The 21,954-nt window shown below is 69.9% G+C and carries 19 protein-coding genes; 9 read left to right on the forward strand and 10 right to left on the reverse strand.

Annotated features, from left to right (window positions below; translation table 11 throughout):
- Positions 1-9 precede the first annotated feature (9 nt).
- Together AC5DRG_RS47820 and AC5DRG_RS47825 are read right to left on the reverse strand one after the other, a co-directional pair.
- Positions 10-804, reverse strand: coding sequence for a sensor histidine kinase (locus tag AC5DRG_RS47820; RefSeq protein WP_491806585.1), 795 nt, complete (start codon positions 802-804; stop codon positions 10-12).
- A 59-nt stretch (positions 805-863) separates the two neighbouring features.
- Entirely contained in the window at positions 864-1,148 is a 285-nt protein-coding gene (locus tag AC5DRG_RS47825) for a hypothetical protein (protein ID WP_491806586.1), read from the reverse strand.
- A 228-nt stretch (positions 1,149-1,376) separates the two neighbouring features.
- Between AC5DRG_RS47825 and AC5DRG_RS47830 the strand changes: the two genes are divergently transcribed.
- From AC5DRG_RS47830 to AC5DRG_RS47855, 6 genes are all read left to right on the forward strand, one after another.
- Positions 1,377-4,274 (forward strand): AfsR/SARP family transcriptional regulator, encoded by a 2,898-nt coding sequence (locus tag AC5DRG_RS47830; RefSeq protein WP_491806587.1) that lies wholly within the window; start codon positions 1,377-1,379, stop codon positions 4,272-4,274.
- A 53-nt stretch (positions 4,275-4,327) separates the two neighbouring features.
- The gene (locus AC5DRG_RS47835) at positions 4,328-4,642 is read left to right on the forward strand and encodes a hypothetical protein (protein WP_491806588.1); all 315 of its coding nucleotides are present in this window, start codon (positions 4,328-4,330) and stop codon (positions 4,640-4,642) included.
- Positions 4,620-6,500: a RiPP maturation radical SAM C-methyltransferase gene (locus AC5DRG_RS47840; RefSeq protein WP_491806589.1), complete on the forward strand. Its 1,881-nt coding sequence runs from the start codon at positions 4,620-4,622 to the stop codon at positions 6,498-6,500. The genes AC5DRG_RS47835 and AC5DRG_RS47840 overlap by 23 nt, the downstream gene beginning before the upstream one ends.
- A gap of 20 nt (positions 6,501-6,520) precedes the next feature.
- A complete protein-coding gene (locus tag AC5DRG_RS47845; protein ID WP_491806590.1) occupies positions 6,521-7,963 on the forward strand; it encodes a S8 family serine peptidase in 1,443 nt (480 codons plus the stop codon).
- 208 nt (positions 7,964-8,171) lie between these two features.
- The gene (locus AC5DRG_RS47850) at positions 8,172-8,864 is read left to right on the forward strand and encodes a response regulator transcription factor (RefSeq protein WP_491806591.1); all 693 of its coding nucleotides are present in this window, start codon (positions 8,172-8,174) and stop codon (positions 8,862-8,864) included.
- Between the two features lie 135 nt (positions 8,865-8,999).
- Positions 9,000-10,574, forward strand: a complete 1,575-nt coding sequence (locus tag AC5DRG_RS47855) for a thiamine pyrophosphate-binding protein (protein ID WP_491806592.1) — start codon at positions 9,000-9,002, stop codon at positions 10,572-10,574.
- Here the strand turns inward: AC5DRG_RS47855 and AC5DRG_RS47860 are convergent.
- From AC5DRG_RS47860 to AC5DRG_RS47875, 4 genes are read right to left on the reverse strand one after another with little or no spacing between them, the layout of a single operon-like run.
- A complete protein-coding gene (locus tag AC5DRG_RS47860) occupies positions 10,543-11,793 on the reverse strand; it encodes a Gfo/Idh/MocA family protein (protein WP_491806593.1) in 1,251 nt (416 codons plus the stop codon). The two genes, AC5DRG_RS47855 and AC5DRG_RS47860, sit on opposite strands and share 32 nt — an antisense overlap.
- A gap of 14 nt (positions 11,794-11,807) precedes the next feature.
- A complete protein-coding gene (locus tag AC5DRG_RS47865) occupies positions 11,808-13,157 on the reverse strand; it encodes an ABC transporter substrate-binding protein (protein ID WP_491806594.1) in 1,350 nt (449 codons plus the stop codon).
- A gap of 10 nt (positions 13,158-13,167) precedes the next feature.
- Positions 13,168-14,103, reverse strand: a complete 936-nt coding sequence (locus AC5DRG_RS47870; protein WP_491813358.1) for a carbohydrate ABC transporter permease — start codon at positions 14,101-14,103, stop codon at positions 13,168-13,170.
- A 28-nt stretch (positions 14,104-14,131) separates the two neighbouring features.
- Positions 14,132-15,037: a carbohydrate ABC transporter permease gene (locus AC5DRG_RS47875; RefSeq protein ID WP_491806595.1), complete on the reverse strand. Its 906-nt coding sequence runs from the start codon at positions 15,035-15,037 to the stop codon at positions 14,132-14,134.
- A gap of 167 nt (positions 15,038-15,204) precedes the next feature.
- Here AC5DRG_RS47875 and AC5DRG_RS47880 point away from each other — a divergent pair, with 167 nt between their 5' ends.
- Positions 15,205-16,365 (forward strand): ROK family protein, encoded by a 1,161-nt coding sequence (locus AC5DRG_RS47880; protein ID WP_491806596.1) that lies wholly within the window; start codon positions 15,205-15,207, stop codon positions 16,363-16,365.
- 112 nt (positions 16,366-16,477) lie between these two features.
- Complete coding sequence (locus tag AC5DRG_RS47885) at positions 16,478-16,660, forward strand: hypothetical protein (RefSeq protein ID WP_491806597.1); 183 nt, start codon at positions 16,478-16,480, stop codon at positions 16,658-16,660.
- A gap of 51 nt (positions 16,661-16,711) precedes the next feature.
- Here the strand turns inward: AC5DRG_RS47885 and AC5DRG_RS47890 are convergent, their stop codons facing one another.
- From AC5DRG_RS47890 to AC5DRG_RS47900, 3 genes are all read right to left on the reverse strand, one after another.
- The gene (locus AC5DRG_RS47890) at positions 16,712-18,091 is read right to left on the reverse strand and encodes a S1 family peptidase (protein WP_491806598.1); all 1,380 of its coding nucleotides are present in this window, start codon (positions 18,089-18,091) and stop codon (positions 16,712-16,714) included.
- 117 nt (positions 18,092-18,208) lie between these two features.
- Positions 18,209-19,039, reverse strand: a complete 831-nt coding sequence (locus AC5DRG_RS47895) for an SAM-dependent methyltransferase (RefSeq protein WP_491806599.1) — start codon at positions 19,037-19,039, stop codon at positions 18,209-18,211.
- Between the two features lie 48 nt (positions 19,040-19,087).
- A complete protein-coding gene (locus tag AC5DRG_RS47900; protein WP_491806600.1) occupies positions 19,088-20,134 on the reverse strand; it encodes a hypothetical protein in 1,047 nt (348 codons plus the stop codon).
- 67 nt (positions 20,135-20,201) lie between these two features.
- Between AC5DRG_RS47900 and AC5DRG_RS47905 the strand changes: the two genes are divergently transcribed.
- A complete protein-coding gene (locus AC5DRG_RS47905; protein WP_491806601.1) occupies positions 20,202-20,588 on the forward strand; it encodes a PPOX class F420-dependent oxidoreductase in 387 nt (128 codons plus the stop codon).
- Between the two features lie 4 nt (positions 20,589-20,592).
- Here AC5DRG_RS47905 and AC5DRG_RS47910 read toward each other — a convergent pair whose 3' ends face one another.
- Positions 20,593-21,918 carry a hydroxymethylglutaryl-CoA lyase-like TIM-barrel protein gene (locus tag AC5DRG_RS47910; protein WP_491806602.1) on the reverse strand — a complete coding sequence of 442 codons (1,326 nt, stop codon included), beginning with the start codon at positions 21,916-21,918 and terminating at the stop codon, positions 20,593-20,595.
- Positions 21,919-21,954 lie beyond the last annotated feature (36 nt).

Genomic DNA, 21,954 nt, shown 5'->3' on the forward strand with positions numbered 1-21,954 from the left:
GCGGGCCGCTCAGCCGGTCGCGTCGAGCGGGAGCGTCACGGTCACCGTGGTGCCGCGGCCGGGGGCCGTGCGGACCAGCAGCGTTCCGCCCAGGTCCTCCACCCGGCGGCGCATGGAGACCAGCCCGGTCCCGGGACGCCAGGAGGCCATGCCCCGGCCGTCGTCGTCGACGCCGACCAGCAGCACCCGGTGCCGGACGCCCAGGGTGACCCGGGCGTGCGGGGCGTCCGCGTGCCGTACGACGTTGGTGAGGGCCTCGGTCACGATGCGGTACACGGCGGACTCCACGGCCGGGGGCAGCGACGGCAGTTCGGAAACCACGACCTCGACGACCGTGGCGGGCGTCGCGAGCCGGGCCTGGTGGCGCAGCGCGTCGACGAGCCCCAGCGACTCCACCGCCCCGGGCGGGAGCGCCTCGATCAGGCGGCGGACCTCGGTCGCGGCGCCGCACGCTTCGAGGCGGATACGGTCAAGGAGCGCGCGTTCGCTGTCCAGGAGCCGGTCGCCTAGCAGCTCCGACAGGGTCCGGGTACACAGGCCGATGCCGGACAGCAGGGGGCCGAGCCCGTCGTGCAGTTCGTGCCGCAGCCGGGTGCGCTCCGCGTCGACGGCCTGCGCGGGGGTGAGGCCCGCCGGGAGACGCGAAGCGGCGTGGACAGCCGTGCCCCGCTGCTCCGCGCCGAGCAGCACGGCGCACAGTGTGCTGACGCCGTACGCGGCCAGGGTGGGCCCGGCTCCCTCCAGGACGAGGCCGCAGACGGCGACGCAGAGGGCCAGGCAGATACGCGCGCATGTTGCCACCATGGGTTCGCTTCCTGGGTTTGCTTTCTGGGTTCGCTGTCCGGTTTCGGGCCGTGGAGTGGTCAACCGAGGTCCGTGTCACGCCCCGCGGGCACCATGGGCCTGCGCGGATAGGTGGCGCGGACCAGACGCAGTGCCCAGCGCATCCGGGGCACGGCGGTCTCGGGACGCTCGCCGTAGGCGCCGGCGAGGGTGGTGGCACAGCCGTGGCTGCCGCCGTGCAGGCGGATCGAGCGCCGTATCGCCGCGGTGATCTCGGCCCGGGTCGGCTCGGAACCGGTGGACAGGTCGCTGCCGAACAGCGCCTCGGCGCGGGCGGCGGTCAGTGGGTCGGGCAGGTCGGACATGGGAGCCTCGTTCGTAGCCACAGGGTTGGCGTGGGGCGGGAGCGGATCCGAGCCGCTCCGCCGCACCGGACTGGGCACCCATGGTGCGAGCGCGCGTTGCAGCAACCGCTGCACAGGCCACTGCAGCCCGCAGGCGGCCCGTCCTGCGACAAGGAGGACCCTGTGCCGCCGGTTCGGCGCTAGCTTTTGGGGAGCAGATGACCGGACCGCTCGGGGTGGGAGCCGGTGATGAGCGGACAATCGCCGTCGACGCGGCTGCGCTTCCAGGTACTTGGCCCCCTGCGGGCTTGGCGCGGCGGAACCGAACTGGACCTGGGACAGATGCAGCAGCGCGTAGTGCTCGCGGTGCTGCTCCTGCATGCCCGCGGGCCGGTGGGCCGGGACCGGCTCATGGACGCGGTATGGGGCGAGGCGATACCGACCCGCGCGGCGAACCTGCTGCAACGCCATGTCTCCGGCCTGCGCCGGGTACTGGAACCCGAACGCTCACCCCGCACCCCGTCCGGCCTGCTCACCTGGTCCGAGGCCGGGTACCGACTGAGCCTGGGCACGGGCCGCCTGGACCTGCACGAGTTCGACCGGGCGATCGAGCAGGCGCACAGTGCTCGAGCCAGGGGCGACCTGCCCGCCACCGCTCAGGCACTGCACGTCGCCCTTGACCTGTGGCACGGACGGATCTGCGAAGGCATGACCAGCCCCCTGCTCGACGCCGAACGCGACCGGCTCGCCGAACGCCGCCTCAGCGTCCTGGAGGAACGCATCGAGGTCGACCTGCTGCTCGGCGACGACTTCGACCTCGTCGGCGAGATCCAGCAGCTCACCGCCGACCACCCGCTGCGCGAAACCCTGCACGGCCTGCTCATGCAGGCCCTGCACCGCGGCGGCCGCCAGGCCGAGGCACTCGCCGCCTACACTCGCGCCCGCCGGCTGCTGCGCGAGGAACTCGGCATCGAACCCGGCCGCCGACTCCAACGCCTGCACGCCGACATCCTGGCCGCCGCCCCGGACCTCGACATACGACGGGACGCGCGCCCGTCGCCGGTCGGGGGCGGGAGGGGAACGCACCCGGCCGCGCCGGTGCCGGCCCAACTCCCGCACCGGATCGTCGGTTTCGTCGGCCGGGAGGAGGCCCTCGCCCAGCTGGACGCCCTCGCTCACGGCGGTGGACGGGACGGCGGCAGCGGCGCGGTGGTGATCACCGCGATCGGCGGAACCGCGGGAGTCGGCAAGACCACGCTGGCCGTGCACTGGGCCCACCGCGTCCGCGACCGCTTCCCCGACGGACAGCTCTACGTCAACCTCCGAGGCTTCGACCCGAGCGGTCCCGCGATGAAGCCCGCCGAGGCCATCCGCGGATTCCTGGACGCCCTGGGCGTGCCGCCGCAGCGCATTCCCGTCGACCTCCAGGGACAACTGGGCCTGTACCGCAGCCTGTTGGCGAACCGCCGCATGCTCCTCGTGCTCGACAACGCCCACGACTCCGACCAGGTACGCCCGCTGCTGCCCGGCTCACCGGACTGCTTCAGCGTCATCACCAGCCGCAACCAGCTCACCGGCCTGGTGGTCACCGACGGCGCCCAGCCGGTGAACCTCGACCTGATGTCCCGCGCCGAGGCCACGGACGTACTCGCCCGCCGGATCGGTCCCCAGCGGCTGACCGCCGACCCCGACGCGCTGCACGACATCATCGCGACCTGTGCCCGCCTGCCGCTGGCCCTCGCCATCGTGGCCGCCCGCGCCGCCACCCACCCGCAGTTCCCCCTGGCCGCGCTCGCCAAGGAACTGCACGCCGCGGGCGGGGCGTTGAGCCTGCTCGACGGAGGCGACGAGGCCACCAACGTCCGCAGGGTGTTCTCGTGGTCCTACCAGCGGCTCAGCGAACCGGCCGCCCGGCTGTTCCGGCTCCTTGGCCTGCACCCGGGCCCCGACATCAGCACGCTGGCCGTGGCCGACCTGGCCGGAGTCCCGCCGGTCAGGGCCCGCCCCCTGCTCACCGAACTCACCGGCAGCCACCTGCTGTCGGAGCGCGAGATCAACCGCTTCACCTTCCACGACCTGCTGCGCGCCTACGCCGCCGAACTCGCCCACCTGCACGACCCGCCGCCCGACCGGCAGGCCGCCGTCCGCAGGATGCTCGACCACTACCTGCACAGCGCCTACCGGGCAGGCACGCTCCTCAACCCGCACCGGGACGACCCCATCACCCTGCCTCCCTCCGGACCGCCCGTCACCGGAGAGCACTTCGCCGACCACCACGAGGCACTGACCTGGTTCACGACGGAACACGCCGTCCTCCTCGGCGTGCAGCAGCTCGCCGTGGACAGCCAACTCGACGCTCATGCCTGGCAGTTGGCGTGGACCCTGCGGTCCTATCTCGACCGGCGTGGGCACTGGCACGACTCCGTGACCGTGTACCGGCGCGCGCTGGATGCCGCCCGGCGTGCGGGGAGTACCCACGGTCAGGCGGTGAGCCACGGATGTCTGGCCTATGCGTACATGCGGCTCAGCCGGTATGAGGACGTCGCCACCCACATCCGGCAGGCACTCGACCTGTTCGAGGCGCTCGGCGATCCCCTCGGCCAGGCGCACGCGCATCGGACGTTCACGTGGCTGGGGGAGCAGCGGGGACAGTACGGCGAGGCGCTCGATCACGCGTGGAAGTCGCTGGGCCTGTTCGAGGCCGCCGGGCATCGCACCGGCCAGGCCCGGGCGCTGAACGCGGTCGGCTGGTTCTGCTCCCAACTGGGCAGGCACGAGGAGGCACTCGCCCACTGCGAAGGGGCGCTGCGGCTTCAGGAAGAGGCGGGAGACCTCTTCGACCAGGCCGACACCTGGGACAGCCTCGGCATGGTGCACCTTCGCCTGAGCCAGTACGACCAGTCCGCCGAGAGCTACCGGCGGGCGCTGGCCATCTACCGGGAGACCGGCGACCGCTACAACGAGGCCGACACGCTGTCCTCCCTCGGCGACGTGTACCAGGCCGCCGGTGACAGCCCCTCGGCCACGGCGACGTGGCAGCGTGCCGCGGTGCTGCTGGAAGAGCTCGGCCACCGCAAGGCCGCCGAGGTACGTGCCCGGCTCGGCGACGATCCGGAGGCGAATCGTCAGGAAAAAAGCGGCACTTGACGAAAGAGTATCCCGTCGTCAGACTCCCCCGCATTCAGTGCGGAGGGGGAGCCGTGAGCCAGGAACAGGAACGGGAACTGGTCGATTGGCAGGAAGTCCAGCGTCTCGCGAACAAGCTGGGTTCCTTGGGGAGTCACTTCACCGTGGAGAACAGAAGGGCCTTGGAGCTGGTCTTCGACGCGGCAGGCGAGCGGCTCATCGAAGAACAGCGCATCCCGACGAGCCGGCCCGCGGACGCACGGTTCATTCCGGGCTCCAACGAGGATGAGACCCTGGTGGCCTTCAAGGTCAGCGAGCTGTACCAGGGAGGCCCGGCCGAGGACCGGGACGACGAGAAACCGCCGGATGACGACTCCTTCGGCAAGTAGTGCGAGGCAGGCGGCCTGGCCGGTGCTCCTGGTGTGCATGCCGTTCATGGACGACCGCCGCCCCTCGCTCCAGATCGGTCTGCTCCGCGCCATCGCCGAGGCGCACGGATTCCCGGCCCGCACCCTCCACGCCAACCTGGACTTCGCCTTCGGGCTCGGCGTGGACGTGTACCGTGCGCTGGCCGACCGGTCGGGCCATCTGGTGGGGGACTGGCTGTTCTCCCTGGAGGCGTTCGGCGCCGCGGCGCCCGACCCCGAGGACCGCTTCCTCGACCTGTACGCCGAGGATCTCGCGCGGGCCCAGGACATCTCGCCCGCCACTGTGCGCGACCGCCTCCTGCACATCAGGCACCACGACGTCCCCGCCTACCTCGACGCACTCGTCGACGCGTATCCGTGGGACGAGTTCCGGCTCGTGGGCTTCACCTCGACGTTCCAGCAGAACACGGCCTCCATCGCGCTGGCCCGGCGGCTCAAGGAGCGGTACCCGGACCTGTTCACCCTGTTCGGCGGCGCCAACTTCGACTCCTCCATGGGCGTGGAACTGGTGCGCACGGTCGAGTGCATCGACGCGGCGGTGATCGGGGAGGGGGACGTGGCCTTCCCGCTGCTGCTGAACGCCCTGGCGGACGGCGGCGACCTCGACGCCGTACCAGGCCTGGCACGCAGGGTGGCGGGACAGGTGGTGACCGGCCCCGCGGCCCCGCTGGTCCAACGGCTCGACGACCTGCCGATGCCCGACTACGACGAGTACTTCCAACGCGCCGAGAACCTCGGCCTGCTGCGCCGCGCGGCGGCCCGCTCGGTGTACCTCCCGCTGGAGACCGCCCGCGGCTGCTGGTGGGGGATGAAGCACCACTGCACCTTCTGCGGTCTCAACGGGGAGACCATGCACTTCCGGTCCAAGTCGGCGAAGCGAGTCCTGGGCGAGTTCGCGCACCAGGCCCGCAGATACCGCACCTTCCGCTTCGAGGCCGTCGACAACATCCTCGACATGCGGTACTTCCGGACCCTCTTTCCCGCCCTGGTGGAAAGCGACGCACGCTACGAGATCTTCTACGAGGTCAAGGCGAACCTCTCCCGCGCCCAGCTCAAACTGCTGGCGGACGCCGGTGTGTTACAGATCCAGCCCGGCATCGAGTCGCTGAGTTCCAGGGTGCTGGCTCTGATGCGCAAGGGTGTCACCGCCGCGCAGAACATCAACCTCCTTCGCTGGGCGCAGCACTACGGAATCGTCGTGTCCTGGAACCTCCTGTGGGGATTCCCGGGCGAGACGCGTCAGGATTGCCACGACCAGGCCGTGGCCGTGCGGAATCTGCGGCACCTCAAGCCGCCGGACAGCGCCGCCCGACTCACGCTGGAGCGCTTCAGCCCGCTCTTCTCGGACCGGGAGAAGATCCTTCACGGCCTGCGGCCCGAAGCCGCGTACACCCACGTCTATCCCGCGACCGTGGACCTCGACAAGATCGCCTACTTCTTCCGCGGCGATATCGAGGGGGCACTCCCGGACGACGATTACACGGACCTGCGCCGGGCGGTCGCCGACTGGGGGCAGGCCTGGCAGGGCGGCGCCGATCCGCCCGTACTGGAGTACCGGCAGGCGCCGCACTACGTACAGATCCACGACAGGAGACGGAAGGAGACCGAAGGCACCTACCTCTTCGAGGGACTGGCCGCCGACCTCTACCTCGCCTGCTGCGACCGCCCGGTCACGGCGGCCGCGGTGCGGGAGCGGCTGGGGCTGCGGGAGTCCGTCGAAGGGGTGCAGCACGTTCTCAACGAATTCGCGGAGGCCGGGCTCGTGTTCACGGACGGACCGCTGACCGTGGCGCTGGCCGTACCGGCGACCCGGCCCTGATCCATCGGGGGTAGATGACCATGGCGTACAAAATCGACGACCGCCTGCCGCACCTGGTGTACGCGCAGGCGTCACCTCCTTCGCAAGGGGGCACGTCCCTCTTCGAAGCCGACTCCATCACCGTGGCCACCGCGGAGGACTTCGTCTCGGAGGACTCGGCGACGAAGATGGCCGCCGACGAGCTCAGGAGTGCCGGCTTCACCGTCCTCAATCTGGCACCGGCGACGATCAACATCGCAGGTCCGCCGGAGCTGTACGAGGAGATCTTCGAGACGTCTCTGATCACGGAGGAACGCGAGGTCATCCCGCCGGGGGCCGCGCAGTTGCGCACGACACGGACGTACGTCGACAGCGCCGGGTCCGAACGCCCCGGACTCATCGTGCCCAAGGGCCGCCTGGCCCGGTTCCTGGAAGGCGTGGCACTGGAGATGCCGGCCTCCAAGGTCTCCGGGCCCGTCGCCCCTCCGCGACCCGGCTACTTCCACCTCACGCTCGACCAGGTCGCGGAGTATCTGAGGGCGCGAGCGGTGCACGGGCAGAACATCACCGGCGCCGGAGTCCGCCTGACGATGGTGGACACCGGATGGGAAGAACTGCCGTACTTCGCCGAGCAGGGGTGGAGCGGGGACGTCGTCCTGGGCCCCGACGCGGCCGACCCGGGAGTCGACGAGGACGGTCACGGCACCTGCGAGTCGGCGAACGCGTTCGCGGTGGCGCCGGGCATCGACTTCACCATGGTGAAAGCCAAGGACACCAACCTGCTCGGCGCGTTCAACACGGCGGCGCAGCAGTCACCGAAGCCCCAGATCATCAGCATGAGCCTGGTGCACCAGGACAAGTACCGGCCCCTGCACGCCATCAACATGGCGCTGGCGGAGTCGGTGTCGCTCGCGATCGCCGACGGCATCGTGGTGGTGTGCGCGGCGGGCAACGGCGAGCACGGGTACCCGGCTCAGCATCCCGAGGTCATCGCGGTGGGCGGGGTGTACAGGAACGAGCAGGGCGACCTGGAGGCGTCCAACTACGCGAGCGGATTCACCAGCGCCCACTACCTGCGTCGCGACGTCCCGGACGTGTCCGGTCTGGTGGGGATGCTGCCCGGCGCGACCTACATCCTGCTGCCCGCCCCTCCCGGCTCCGACATCGATCAGCGGCGTGCGAAGAACCCGTATCCCGAGGGGGACGGGACCTCGGCAGGCGATGGCTGGGTGGTGCTGAGTGGCACCTCTGCCGCCGCGCCCCAAGTGGCCGGTGTCTGTGCGTTGTTGTTGCAGGACGCTCCCGGTCTGTCGCCGGCCGAAGTGCGCCGCCTCCTCGAAGACAGCGCCGAAGACGTCGACAGGGGCAGGAGCAACAGCGACACCGGCGGCGTAGCGCGCGTGGCACGGGACAACGCGACCGGGTACGGCCTCGTACAGGCCGACAAGGCGGTCGAGTTGGCGCGGCAACTCAGGCAGGGATGAGACCTGCCGCGGCGCGCCTCCCGCACCCTTCGGTGGAGCGGGAGGCGGGAGGTCCACGTCCCCCGGCGTCGGCTTTCAGCGCCGGTCCAGGCACTCTCAGCCCGTCCGGCGTTTGAGGACGAGGCCCGCGGCGGGATGTGGGGCATGGCCGTGGGGCGTCGGATGCGGGACGCTGGTGGGTGCCGTCGCTCGACTCGGGGGAGAAGCAATGAGCAGTGGCCCTGTCGTCCGGGTGGTCGTCGCCGACGACCACCCCATGTACCGCTACGGTCTGGTCGCCGCGCTGGGCACGACCGCGGAGGTGGAGGTCGTCGCGGAGGCCGCTAACGGCGACGATCTGCTGGTGGCCGTCGACCGGACCGTGCCCGACGTCGTCCTGACCGACCTGGCGATGCCCGGCCTCGACGGCACCGCCGCCACGCGTGCCCTGCTGGCCCGGCATCCGGGCATCGGCGTACTGGTGCTGACGATGCACGAGGACGACCAGGCGCTGTTCGGTGCGTTGCGCGCCGGGGCCCGCGGTTACCTCCTCAAGGACGCCGACTGTACGGAGATCGTCCGGGCCATCCTCACCCTGGCCGCCGGAGACGCCGTGTACGGCAAGGCCGTTGCCCGGCGGATCGTGGACTTCTTCACCGGGGCACATCGCGACTACGCCGCCCAGGTCTTCCCCGAACTGACCGACCGCGAACGGGAGGTGCTGGAGCTGGTCGCCGTGGGCTGCGGCAACCACCAGATCGCAAGTCGGCTCTTCCTGGCCGAGAAGACGGTTCGCAACCACGTGTCCGCCATCCTCTACAAGCTCCAGGTCTCCGACCGCGCCGCGGCGGTCGCCCGGGCGCGCGACGCGGGCCTTGGCGAGCGCGGTCCCGCGGCGGAGGGCGAGCGGGAGCAGGCCTGATCGTCGGCGTGTGCCTCATGTCCCGGGCCGCGGGGGAGAGTTGCCCGATCACGCCGGGACTGGCGCCCCAGGACCATCCCGGACTCCTTCCGGCACGGTGAGGACATTCCGATCACCGGGCAGGGAGGTCATCGCGTGAGGGTCTACGAAGCCATCGCGAAGGGGCTCGAAGGCGCGGGAGTCCGGGTGGTGTTCGGCGGCGCCGGGGAGAACTCGCCCGGTCTGATGGCGGAGTTGGAGCACTCGCCGCGGATCACGCCGGTCATCACCCGGCACGAGCAGGCCGCGTCGTTCATGGCCTGCGGCTACGCCATGTACACCGACCAGTTGGGCGTGTGTTGCGCGACGGCCGGACCGGGCGCGTTCAACCTGTTCTCCGGGCTGGCCGTGGCGCTGTCCGACTCCTACCCGGTGCTCGCCGTCTCCGGATACGCACGCAGGAAGTGGCGCGGCTGGGGCGCGTTGAACGAGACCTCGGGCCTGAACCGCACCCCCGACTCACAGGCGATGTTCAAGGCCACCACCAAGGAGTCATTTGTCCTGGAGGACGCCGCCGACACCTGCGAAGTGCTGGAGGCGGCGGTGAACCTCGCCTTCTCCGGCAGGCCCGGCCCTGTCCACATCCACGTACCCGACGACCTGACCGAACAAAGCGTTCAGGTCGAGAACTTCCGTCCGCTGCGACTCCACACCGCCCCCGTCCTGCCCGATCCGGCACAGGTCGAGGAGATCGCGTCGGTCCTCGCGGAGGCGATCGCCCGGGGCAGGCGGATCGTGGCGCTCGTCGGCTTCGGCGCCGTCCGCAGCGGGGCGGGACCCGAGATCCGGCGGATGATCGAGCGCTTCCAGATCCCCCTGCTCACCACACTGGACGGCAAGGGCACCGTGTCCGAGGGACATCCGCTCGCCGTGGGCGTCTTCGCCGACAGCGGCCACGCGAGTGCCTGGAAGGCCTTCCGGGAGGCCGAGGTCGTGCTGTGCGTCGGCAACTCCCTCAACCAGCGCGCCACGTTCGACTTCCGCGAGAACCTCTTCGAGGACAAGCTGCTCATCCATGTGAACATCTCGGAGACCGAGTTCCGCAAGGCCTACACGCCCGACTACGCGCTGCTGTCCGACGCGCGCCGGGCGGTGGCGGCGCTCGTCGACGCGCTGGAGAACAAGGTCGGCGAAGTGGCGCCGGCCGAGGTCGACGGCCGGGACTACGAGGCCCGGCGCATCGTCCATGTGCAGGGAAAGATCCATCCCGGCGAACTCGCGCTGGCCATGGGCCGCCTGCTGCCGCCGAAGGGCGTTCTCCTCGCCGACGCGGGAGCCCAACCGGCCTGGCTCGGCTATTACGTCGAGCTCGAAGAGGGACAGAACTTCCGCAAGGCGGGCTCCTTCGGGCCGGTGGCAGGTCATGCCAACGGCGCCATCGGCGTCAAGCTGGCGCATCCGGAGCGGACCGTCGTCGTCGGCTGCGGCTGCCACTCGTTGTCCGGGTTCGAGCTGCTGACCGCCGTGGAGAACGACATCCCCGTCATCTGGGTGGTCTTCAACGACAGGAACCCGGACTTCGCCGCGTACGCGCGCGCGTGCGGCGTGGACGGCCACCGGGTCGACACACTCGACGAATTCGGCACCGCGTTCCACGCCGCACTGGCCTCGGGCCGGCCTACGGTGATCGACGCCCGGATCACCGTCGAACCACACCCGCCAGACCTGTAGGCCCCGCACCCGCCCCCGACGCCTCCGGCGCGTCCCCGAAGTCCGGGATCTCCAACCGCGCCCCACCCTGCCGCGCCGAGTCGTGCGCGACGATGCCCGGCAGGGTGTAGCGGGCCGCGACCCACGCGTTCACGGACGGCAGGGTGCGCGTGTTGACCGCGGTGACGAAGTCGTCCACCAGGAAGTGATGGCTGCCCTCGTGCCCGTTGTGCAGGTTGTCGAACTCCCGCGGCAGCCGCGCCCGGTCGTGCACCGGCGCCGAACCGGAGGTGAAGGCGGCCCGAAGTTCCGGCGCGATGTGCTGGAGTGACGGGTCGTCAGGAGACATGGTGGGCTTGGGCTCCAGGAGCTCGCTGATGTCCTGCACCCCCTTCTTGTCCTGCCAGAAGGCCACCGTGGCGAGCTGCTCCATGCTCGCGTCGGTGCCGAAGAACCGGAAACGCGACTCCCGGATCTGCGAGGGATACCCCACCCGCCGGAACTCGTTCGTACGGAACGAACCGCCCCCCGCGACCTCGAACAGCGCGGTGGCGTTGGAGAAGTCGTTGCCGAACTGGCTGAGCTCCTTGTCGAAGACGCCGTCCCCCCGCTCGTCCACGACCCCGATCGCCGACACGCTCACCGCGTGCGTCTGCCAGGCGCCGAGCACCCCGCCCACCGAGTGCGTCGGGTAGAGCAGCGGGGGATAGCTGGCGGTCGCCTTCCAGTTGTCGCCGCCGCTGTACTGGTACGCGTCGTAGAACCCCAGATCCATGTCGTGGACGTAGTCGCCCTCGGCGTAGAAGATCCGTCCGAAGGCGCCTTCGGCGATCTGGTTGCGGGCGTGGACCGTCGCCGGGTTGTACTGGCTGGTCTCGCCCATCATGTACGTCAGTCCGGTCGCGCTGACCGCGTCGATGATCGCGGCGATCTCGTCGGTGCTGATCGCCATGGGGACGGCGGAGTACACGTGCTTGCCGGCGCTCAGGCCCTGGAGCACCAGGGGCCCGTGCGTCCAGCGCTGGGTGAAGATCGCGACGGCGTCGACCGCCTTCGACTCCAGCATCGCTTCGTACGAGGGAAAGGTGCCCGACAACCCTTCGGCGGCTGCCAGTTGCTCCGCACGCTCGGGCAGAAGGTCGGTCACGTACACCTCGCCGACGCCCGGGTGGGCGAGAAACAGCTTGGCGAACTGACCGGAGAACTGCCCGGCGCCGACGATGCCGAGGGAGAACGTCATGGAGTGTGTGCCTTTCACTGGCCGAGGATGAAGTTGATCTGGTCGTTGGTCTGGGTCAGGCCGCTCACCGGGGCGTCATTGGCGAAGACGTCCTGCATCGCGGGGCGCATCAGGGCGTACACGTCCGCCGCGTAGTCGGTGATCGGGAAGGAGAACGTTGTGAAGTCCTTCTTGTCGGCGACCGGTTCGGTGAAGGCGGACACGTCGATGCCCTTCTTCTCGTACGCGGCCACGGCCGCCTCGGTGCCCTCCGGGGTCGCGGGGAAGACGATTCCGTAGGTGCCGACGGTCTTCTGGCACTCGTTCGAGGCCAGGTAGCGCACCCACTTCTTCGCCCCCGCCTTGTTGTCGGCGTTCTTGGTGACCGAGTCGGCGAGGCCGTTCATCATGGTGGCACGCTTGCCGGTCGGGCCGGCCGGAGTGGCGGCGGTGCCCACGTCGAGGCCCTTGGTGCCGTAGTAGGTGGAGATCATCCAGGCGCCGTCGAAGGAGGCCGCCGCCTTGCCGGAGGCGACCTGGGCGTTGGCCGGGTTGGCGCCGTCCGTGTAGTCGGTGAAGGGCGCGAGGTAGCCCTTCTTCGCCAGGCCGAAGTACCAGTCGATCACCGACTGGAAGGTCTTGCTGTCGTACTGGTACCGGCTGCCCCAGCGTGCCTTGTCGGTGTAGCTCCAGCCCGCCGAGGCGGCGAACGGGCTCCAGGTGGTCTGGCCGTCGCTGTCGCCCGCGCCGCCCGTTGCGAGGCCGTACACCTTGACGTTGTTCTTGTCGAAGCCCTCCTCGTCGCCGCGCCTGCCCTGGTCGTCGACGGTCAGGTGGGCGATGGCCTTCTCGAAGCTGCCGCCGTCCTGCGTGTTCCAGGACAGGCCGTTCAGCTGCTCGGCGGTGAGTCCGGCTTCCTTGGCCAGCTTCTTGTTGTAGAAGAGGGCGACGGTGTCCCAGTCCTTGGGCGCGCCGTAGCGGTGGCCGTCCTCGCCAGTCCAGTTGGCGGCCAGGCCCGGCTGGTAGGCGGAGTCGTCGATGCCCAGGTCGTCGAGCGGTTCGAGCACGTTGAGGTCGGCGAACTGCCCGAACTTCTGGATGTGGTCGGTGAAGACGTCCGGCTCGGTACCCGCGATGAAGCTCGCGGTGAGCTTGGTCCAGTAGTCGGCCCAGCCCATCTGGGTGATCTTCACCTTGAGGCCCGGATTCTGCTTCTCGAACCCCTTCGCGCAAGCCTGGTACGCGGGCAACTGGTTGGCGTCCCACAGCCAGTACGTCACCGTGTTCCCGCCCGACCCGGCTCCACCGCCGTTCGCGCAGCCGGTGGCCAGGGACAGCGTCAGCGCCCCCAGGAGAGCCACGGCCGTACGCATACGAACTCGCATCCCCGTCCCCTTACTTGATTCCGGTGAAGCTGATGGTGCTGACGATGCGGCGCGCGAAGAAGCCGAAGAGCACGAGCATCGGGAGCGCGGCGATGAGCGTGGCCGCCATCAGGCCCGACCAGTCGTAGCCGGTCTGCGGGGTCTGTGCCCGGAAGATGGCCAGGGCCACGGTGAGCACGCGCGAACTGTCGCTGTAGGACACCATCAGCGGCCAGAAGTAGTCGTTCCAGGCGGTGATGTACGTCAGCACCCCCAGCGTGAGGATCGGGGTGGACGCCATCGGCAGCATCACGCGGTAGAAGATCCGGATCTTCCCGGCGCCGTCCAGCAGGGCGGCCTCCTCGACCTCCCGCGGAACGTTCATGAAGAACTGCCGCAGGAAGAACACGGCGAACGGCGTCATGAACATGGTCGGCAGAGCGATGCCCAACAGGTTGTCCACCAGACCGAGTTGCTTGATCAGCACGAAGTTCGGCAGCAGCGTGAAGATGGTCGGCACCATCAGGCCGGCGAGGAACAGAGCGAACACCGTGTCCCGCCCGCGCCACCTCAGCCGGGCGAAGGCGTACGCGGCCATGGCGGAGAAGAGGATCTGACAGACGGTGATCAGCGTCGAGACGATCACCGAATTGAGCAGATAGCGCCAGAACTTGAGCCCGCCGCCCGAGCCGCCCTGGGCGATCGCCTCCTCGGTCGACTGGAGGCCAAGGGCCCGCTCGAAGCCCCCGGTCGTCAGATCCACCGGCAGCGGATCGCCCGGGTGCGCGGCGAGCGCCGAGTTCGTGGACAGCGCCGTCCGCAGGATCCAGTAGAACGGCAGCAGGGTGATGAGCACGATGGAGGCCATCGCCACCCAGGCCACGACCCGCCCGGGGGAAGGCCTGCGCCACACGCGTCGTACGGTCGTGGCGTTTGCCACGGCAGTCGTGTCGGTCGTGCCAGTCATGACAGTCATGTCGGTGTGTCCCCTTCCCTCAGCCGAGATCCGTCTGGCCGGCCCGGGTGAGCCGGTACTGCAGAACGGTGATCGCGCTCAGCACGATCAGCAGGGCCACGGACATCGCCGACGCGTAACCGAACTGGAAGCGTCCGAAGGCCGAGCCGTAGATGTAGAACTGCAGGACGTTCGTCGCGTTCGCCGGGCCGCCCGCGGTGGTCACCGCGACCGTGTCGAACACCTGGAACGAACCGATCACCGTCATGATCAGAACGACCGCGAGCACCGGCCTGAGCAGCGGCAGCGTGATCCGCCAGAACATCCGCCACTCGCCCGCGCCGTCCACCTTCGCGGCCTCGTACATGTCGCTCGGGATGGCCTGCAGACCGGCGAACAGCAACAGCGCCGTGTAGCCGACGTGCCGCCACACATTGATCAGGGCGATCGTCGGAATCGCCCACGTCTCGTCCGCGAGGAACGGGATGCGGTCGAAGCCGAGCCCGGCGATGATCTCGTTGCCGATGCCGAGCTGGGTGTCCAGGATCCACAGCCAGACGATGCCGGCGACGACGTTGGACATCAGATACGGCGTCAGCACGATCCCGCGCAGCACGGACGACTGGGTGAGGCGTTGCAGCAGTACGGCGATGGCGAGCGCCGAGACCGTCTGCACGCCGATGTTGATGACCACGTACACGACGGTGACCCTGAGCGAGTCCCAGAAGATGGGGTCGTGGATCATCCGGTCGTAGTTGTCCAGTCCCACCCACTCCGCCGGCGTCAGCAGATTGAAGCGGGTGAAGCTCAGATAGACGCCCCGCAGCGTCGGCCACAGCAGGAACAGCAGGAAGCCCAACAGGGCCGGAGCGATGAAGACGGCCGCCAGCCGCCCGTCACCCGTGCTCTCCCGTCTCGACGGAGGACTGCTGGAGGCGATGGTCATCAGGAGACTCCCTTGTCTACGGCGACTCGTCCTCGGAGCACTTACTTTTGTATCGAAAGAATCCAGCCGTCAAGAGTCGTGCGAACATCTTTGAGAATCGCGATTCTCGCCCTAAGGTGACCTTGTTACTTCCAGGTCGGAATAAATCATGTGGGAGTCTGAGCCTCATGACCGCACTTGCCGCGAGCTGGCTGCCGCTGAGCCCGGGCGAACGCTCGGTGGCGATCGAGGTGCTCGTCCACGGCCCGCTGTCCCGCACCGAACTCGCCCGGCGCCTGACCCTCTCGCAGGGCAGCCTCACCCGCCTGACCAAGCCGCTCATCGAGTCGGGCCTGCTGGTCGAGGTCCCCGAGGCCGGCGGCCCGGCGGAAGTACGCCAGGGGCGCCCGTCGCAGCCGCTGGACATCGTCGCCGAGTCCCGCTCCTTCATCGGCTTCAAGGTCACCGAGGACATGGTCTACGGCGTCGTCACCACGCTCCGCAGCGACATCGTCGCCCGCCTGGACCGCCCGCTCCTCACCCACGACCCGGTCGCGGTCGCCGACCTGCTGGCCGAGATGACCGCCGAGCTCGCCGCGGACCACCCGGCTCCGGCGGGCATCGGCATCGGCGTGGGCGGCCTCGTCGAGGACCGTGCCGTGGTCGGCGAATCCCCGTTCCTGCAGTGGCGCGACATCCCCCTCGCCGAACTCGTCGAGGCACGCACCGGGCTGCCCGTCGTCGTCGAGAACGACGTCGCCGCCCTCGTCGAGGCCGAGACCTGGTTCGGTGCCGGCCGTGGCCTGGACCGCTTCGTCGTCCTCACGATCGGCGCGGGCATCGGCTACGGCCTCGTCCTGGGCGGCAAACGAGTGCCCTACGCCGAGGAGGACCGCGGCTTCGGGCGGCACTGGATCCTCAATCCCAACGGCCCGCTCACCCCCGACGGCGCCCGCGGCAGCGCCGTCTCCCTGCTGACCATCCCCAGCATCCGCTACCAGATCCACGCCGCCACCGGCCGCGATCTCCCCTACGACGAGATCCTCGCCCTGGCCACGGCGGGCGAGCCCATGTCCTCCCGTGTCATCGACGAGGCCGCACGCGCCCTCGGTGCGCTGGTCGCGCAGATCGCCAACTTCGCGATGCCGCAGAAGATCCTGCTCGCCGGTGAGGGCGTCGGGCTGATCGACGTCGCCGGGAAGGCCGTCGCGGAGACCGTGCGGGCGCATCGCCATCCGCTGGCCGCTCCGGTCGACCTGGAGACGAAGGTCTCCGACTTCCACGACTGGGCGCGTGGGGCCGCGGTGTTGGCGATCCAGGTGCTGGTGCTCGGGGCCGCGGAGGCGTGAGCAGGGTGTGAACTGCCCGGCAGGCCTTGACAGATGGACGTGATCAGTAACACGGTCCGGAATGTCCGGTATCGCACATGTTTACTCACGTCACCTTCACCCCGGGCGCCGTATGCTTCACACCATGTCCACCACTGTTGAATCTGCTTCCGAGCGATCGGCTGCCGAGGTCAACGAGGAGATCCGGGCCCTGTGGCTCCGGTCGGGCGGGACACTGAGCGGCGAGCAGCGCGAGGAGTACCAGCGGCTCGTCCTGGAGTGGGCCGCAGCGGCCCCTCAGGTCACGGCCGCCTGAAAGCCTCGTTGACCCACCGCGCGTCGCCGACCGCGATCCCGGTCCATCCCATCAGCCCCACGTCGCCGAGTAGTAGCGCTGATAGGCCTTGCGGTCCTGTTCCGCGCGGATGTACCGCGTGGCCACCAGCGCGATCAGACTGCCTCCGATGACCAGCAGGCCGGGGCCCACGTTCCTGGGGTCCGTCAGCCGGGTCAGCAGCGTCGACGCGTCCGTACCCGACACCGCAGCCGACGACCCCGGAGTCGCGGCACCGGGGGCGATCGCGCTGTTCGTGGCCGACGCGGACGGCGTCGCCGTCGGAGAGGCGCTCTGCTGCCCGGCGGCCGCCTGCTCGGACACGATCAGCTGAACGCCCAGTGTGGCCAGCGCCTTGGTCACCGGCTGGAAGAACGTCGTACCGCCCACGGTGCAGTCACCGCTGCCGCCCGAGGTCACGCCGAGCGCGATCCCCTCCGAGAACATCGGGCCGCCGCTGTCCCCGGGTTCGGCGCAGACGTTCGTCTCGATCAGCCCGGAGACCGTGCCCTCCGGGTAGTTCACCGTCGCGTTGAGCCCGGTCACCTGACCGTCCCGCAGGCCGCTCGTGCTGCCGCTGCGGAACACCCGCTGGCCCACGGTCGGATCGGCGGCACCGGTGATCCGGACCCCCTGGCCGTTGCCGACGGCGACGACGTCGGCGCCGTCGCCCGCGCTGCCACCCGTGTACTGCACCAGGGAGAAGTCGTTGCCGGGAAAGCTCTGGTTGATCGTCGTGCCCACCTGCCGGGTGCCCTGTCCGTCGGCGAACCAGGCGGAACCGGCTGGCCCGCAGTGCCCCGCCGTGAGGATGAAGTCACGCTGCCCGTTGGTCACGTTGAAGCCGGCCGAACAGCGTCCCGCGGTCGACAGGATCGGCTCCGCCCCGTTGATGCGGGTCGTGAACGTGCCCGTCGTGCGCTCCATGCGCACCGAGCCGCCGATGTCCTCGGCGACCGCCGACAGTTGGGCCCACTCGGCGGCGGAGACGGTGCTGTCGGCCTGCACCACCACCTCGTTGGTCTTGTAGTCCAGGGTCCACGCCGTGCCGGCCACCCGGGGAGCCGAACGCAGCGTCGACGCGGCCGACTTGAGGTCGCGCATGCTGTACTCCACGACCTTCGCCTCGGCCCCCGCCTTCTTCACCTGCGCCGCCGCGTCCGCGTCGGTCACCGCGACCACCGGCTGCCCGTCGGCGTCGATCCAGCTGCCCGCCGTACGGGACGTGCCGAGCTTGGAGACGAGACCGGTGCCCGTGTCGGCGGCCTCCTGCGCGGAACTGCGCACCACACCGGACGCGTCGGGGGTCTCGCTCGCCACCGCCTGCGTCACCATGAGCGCCCCGAGCAGAAGTCCGCCGACGGACGCCAGCCGTGTCACTCGCCGGATCATCCGTCGTCGTGCGTGCCTCATGCATGGCTCCCGAACCCCGAACAGCGCGGCTTCTACACCGCGGGGCTCTCCGGTCGTCGAGAACCCTCTCTCCATACGGGGCCCGGCACGCTCGCGTTCACCTCACGGGCGATCCCGTCAGCGCTTGACGGCCACCCCGCCGAACATGGCCACCTCTTCAGGCTCGTCCCCGGTCGTGTCCTCGGGGCGCCAGCGCGAGCAGGACAGGACACCGGGCTCCAGGAGTTCGAGGCCGTCGAAGAACCGGGAGACGTCCTCGGGGGTGCGCTGGGTCAGCTTCGGAGTGCCGTGCTCGTTCCAGAACTTGACGGCCTCGTCCACGTCGGGCATCGCCGGACTGGTGATGGTGTGCGACAGCACCAGGTGGCTGCCGGAGGGCAGCGCGTCGACGAGCCGCCTGACGAGACCGTACGGGTCCTCGTCGTCGCCGATGAAGATGACCACGCCGAGCAGAATCAGCGCCACCGGCTGTGTGAAGTCCAGGGTCTTCGCGGCGTGTTCGAGGATCGCGTCGACGTTGCGCAGGTCCTCGTCGAGGTAGTCCGTGCGGCCCTCGGGCGTGCTGGTGAGCAGGGCGCGGGCGTGCGCCAGGACCAGCGGGTCGTTGTCGACGTAGACGATCCGGGCGTCCGGCGCGAACCGCTGCGCGACCTCGTGCGTGTTGTCGGCGGTCGGCAGCCCGGTGCCGATGTCGAGGAACTGGCGTATCCCGGCCTCGGTGACCAGGTGTTCCACGGCGCGTCCCAGGAAGAGCCGGTCCGCGCGGGCGTACTCGCCTATGCCCGGGTGGAGTTGGCGGATCTGGTCGCCTGCGGCGCGGTCGACCTCGTAGTTGTCCTTGCCGCCGAGCCAGTAGTTCCAGATCCGGGCCGTGTGCGGTTGGGAGGTGTTGATGCGGTCGCGCAGCGACTTGGCGGCTTCGTGCGACGCTGCCGGGTTGTCGGTCACGGGATCAGCTCCTGGAAGGCTCGGTGAGGTCCGGTTTCAACAGGCAATCTAGACCGCGGAGTTCACCTTCGCCGCAGCTCCGGCGATATCTGTGGGCGGCCCGAGCCGGGTCCAGCTGTGCTCGTCGCCCCAGACCGACTCAGCGTCGACGTAGGGCCGCAGCAGCGCGGTGAGCGCCGGGTCGCCGCGCCCGTTCAGCTCGTCCGAGGCGACCTTGCGGGCGATGCCGGCGAGGAAGTCGGCGAGCTGCACCCGGGCGTCCAGTCCGGCCTGCACCAGGCGCACCCCGACGAGGTCGATTCCGGCGCCGCGGGCCGTCTCCTCGATCCAGGCGATGCGGTCCTCGGTGAGCATGTTCTGCCGGTCGTGCACCAGCATGACCGGATGCCCGCCCGCACTCCAGAGGGCGGCCGTTCGCACGACGGCGGGCAGCAGGGGATTGAGGACCGGGACCAGGGTCGGGGTGTCGACGACGCCCGCCCGATAGGACTCCGCCCGGGACCGGTTCGCCGCGAGCCGGTCGAGAATCGCCGCCACGTCCGTACCGGAACGCGCGCGGCGCAGGGACTCGACCGTACGGAAGAACGCGTCGGCCGGGGCTCCCGGATGCTCGTCGTTCCGGATGCGCAGCAGTTGGTTGGCCCTCGCCAGGAACTCCCGCCACCCCTCCTCGCCGAAGGTCCGCCGCCCCGCGCGGAACAGGATCACGGCCGCGTCCTCGGCCGCGTCGTCGAGCAGCAGATCGACGGTCCGGTCCACGACGAGGAACGTCTTCTCCACGAGATGCACATGCGCGTGCCCCAGGAGGGGCCCCGAGGGTGCCAGCAGCCACTCCAGCACCGCCCGGTGCTTCTCCCTCAGCAGATGGTTCGCCTTGTACTCCTCGGCGGGCGAGCGGATCCGGTCACGGATCTCCTGCACGTAACCGGCGGCCGTCTCGATCGGCATCCGCACACTGCCGTGCGCGAACACATCGGTGTTGCCGCCGGTCAGGTTCTCGCCGTCCGACCCCGACTCGTCGCAGGCCACCTCCAGGAGCGTGTCCGCGGACACCGCCCACGCTTCCCGTACCCCGTGCTCAAGATTCCGGCTCACACCTAAAGGATCCCGCAGGGGCACAACTGATCGACAGAATTGGATCCGCGGTCCCTACACTGCGGTCATGGACAACACCTCGCTGGACCTCCTCGGTGCGGGCAAATACCTGCTGATCACCAGCTACCGCAAGAACGGCACCGGAGTCGCCACCCCGGTGTGGGTGGTCCGCGACGGGGACACGCTCGGTGTCTGGACGGTCGCCGACTCCTGGAAGGTGAAGCGGATCCGGGCACGCGGCGACGTCCTCGTGGGCCCCTGCGACCTGCGCGGCAACCCGACCGGTCACCAGATCCCCGCCACCGCCGAGATCACCGACGCGGCCACCATCGCCCACTACCGCAAGCTCATCGTCCGCAAGTACGGCATCATGGGCCGGCTCACCCTGCTCGGCAGCCGACTGCGGCGCGGCCTGGACGGAACCGTCGGCATCCGCGTGACCCTCACCCCCTGAGCGGTCACCGCACCTCCGCCGCGAGCGCCGCCAGATCCTCGTCCGTCGGCAGCCGGTCCTCCCTGGCCATCAACTCCCGCGCCCGGGCGAGTACGTCGTCCACCTGGGCCCGGGTCAGCTCGATGCCCGCCTCCGCCAGCTTGTCGGCCAGCGTGTAGGGGCCGCTGTCCGCGGTGAACGGCACCTTGCGGGCGTTGCCCACGAGGGCGGGCTCCAGGCAGTTGTGGAGAAGGGGGTCGATGCCGGTCTCCTGGGTGATGAGATCCATGCCGCCCCAGCAGAAGGCGTGCGTGCCGGTGACGGGGTGGTTCCAGGCGGGCTGATATCCCGTCAGGGCGGCCCCTGCGCGGGCGAGTTCGGTGAGACGCTCGGTTCTGATCCCCGTACGCACCCCGTACAGCGCCTCGAAGGCGAGGGCCGTCGCCGCGAGATCGGCGTTTCCGGGGCCGCCGCAGTAGCCGTTGACGGACAGTTCGACCGCCGAGGCGCCCGCACGGACGGCGGCGACCGCGCAGCCGACGGCCAGACCGAAGGTGTTGTGGGGGTGGAGGCCGACCTCGACGTCCGGGGCCAGGGTGCGGGTGAGCCGGACGAGGTGCCCGTACGCCTCCGGAGTCATCGCGCCGGGCCCGTCGAACAGGGTCAGCTCGGTCGCACCCGCCTCGGTCAGCACGGAGACGGACTCCTCGTGGGTCTCCTCGGTGGCGTACGAGACCATCAGCAGCGGCACGATCACATCGAGGCCGCACTCGCGGGCGTAGGCGATCAGGCGGGACGCGCGGGACAGTACGGCGGTCCGGTCGCGGGGGGTGTCGGCGGTGCGCCACTCCTCGCCCCGCCATGCCTGCGGATAGACCGGGGCCTGGTAGATCAAGGACGTTTCGCCGAATCCCTGCACCCACACCTGTACGGCGTCGTAGCCGGCCGCGGCCGCGCGGTCGATGTCCTCGGTGGAGCGCATCAGCGGGCACACGATCCGGCAGTCGGAGTTCTCGCCCTTGACCAGCTCCACCTCGGCCTTGAGCGCTGTCACGTCCCGTCCGCCGAGCCCCGCCGTGACGACCTCGGACACCCCGCTGCCCACCAGTCGGCGGAGAAACCCCTCCTTCGCCCCGGCCGACGCGACGACACCCGGCAGTGTCTCGACCGAACGCAGGGTGGCGTCCCGCAACCGCACCGACGCGGGCAGTGAACCCACCACGTCCGTACGGCGGTTGAGCGGGCTGACGGACCAGCGGCCGGGCTCATACGCGCCGGGCGCGCGCCGCTCCGCCAGCTCCGCGCGGAAACGGGCGACCTCCTCGGGGGTGAACACGGGCGGCTTGTCCATCGGCGTCATCCTCCGGTGCGGGTTCGTCCTCTGCCG

It is taken from the genome of Streptomyces sp. JLBG701, from assembly GCF_058544905.1.

Bases quoted from the DNA above. Each gene is read 5' to 3' on its own strand.
- AC5DRG_RS47905 (WP_491806601.1), top strand. From the start codon at position 20,202: ATGGACAACACCTCGCTGGACCTCCTCGGTGCGGGCAAATACCTGCTG.
- AC5DRG_RS47840 (WP_491806589.1), top strand. From the start codon at position 4,620: ATGACGACTCCTTCGGCAAGTAGTGCGAGGCAGGCGGCCTGGCCGGTG.
- AC5DRG_RS47865 (WP_491806594.1), bottom strand. From the start codon at position 13,157: ATGCGAGTTCGTATGCGTACGGCCGTGGCTCTCCTGGGGGCGCTGACG.
- AC5DRG_RS47850 (WP_491806591.1), top strand. From the start codon at position 8,172: ATGAGCAGTGGCCCTGTCGTCCGGGTGGTCGTCGCCGACGACCACCCC.
- AC5DRG_RS47860 (WP_491806593.1), bottom strand. From the start codon at position 11,793: ATGACGTTCTCCCTCGGCATCGTCGGCGCCGGGCAGTTCTCCGGTCAG.
- AC5DRG_RS47820 (WP_491806585.1), bottom strand. From the start codon at position 804: ATGGTGGCAACATGCGCGCGTATCTGCCTGGCCCTCTGCGTCGCCGTC.
- AC5DRG_RS47890 (WP_491806598.1), bottom strand. From the start codon at position 18,091: ATGAGGCACGCACGACGACGGATGATCCGGCGAGTGACACGGCTGGCG.
- AC5DRG_RS47830 (WP_491806587.1), top strand. From the start codon at position 1,377: ATGAGCGGACAATCGCCGTCGACGCGGCTGCGCTTCCAGGTACTTGGC.
- AC5DRG_RS47875 (WP_491806595.1), bottom strand. From the start codon at position 15,037: ATGACCATCGCCTCCAGCAGTCCTCCGTCGAGACGGGAGAGCACGGGT.
- AC5DRG_RS47885 (WP_491806597.1), top strand. From the start codon at position 16,478: ATGCTTCACACCATGTCCACCACTGTTGAATCTGCTTCCGAGCGATCG.
- AC5DRG_RS47870 (WP_491813358.1), bottom strand. From the start codon at position 14,103: ATGACTGGCACGACCGACACGACTGCCGTGGCAAACGCCACGACCGTA.
- AC5DRG_RS47880 (WP_491806596.1), top strand. From the start codon at position 15,205: ATGACCGCACTTGCCGCGAGCTGGCTGCCGCTGAGCCCGGGCGAACGC.
- AC5DRG_RS47910 (WP_491806602.1), bottom strand. From the start codon at position 21,918: ATGGACAAGCCGCCCGTGTTCACCCCCGAGGAGGTCGCCCGTTTCCGC.
- AC5DRG_RS47845 (WP_491806590.1), top strand. From the start codon at position 6,521: ATGGCGTACAAAATCGACGACCGCCTGCCGCACCTGGTGTACGCGCAG.
- AC5DRG_RS47825 (WP_491806586.1), bottom strand. From the start codon at position 1,148: ATGTCCGACCTGCCCGACCCACTGACCGCCGCCCGCGCCGAGGCGCTG.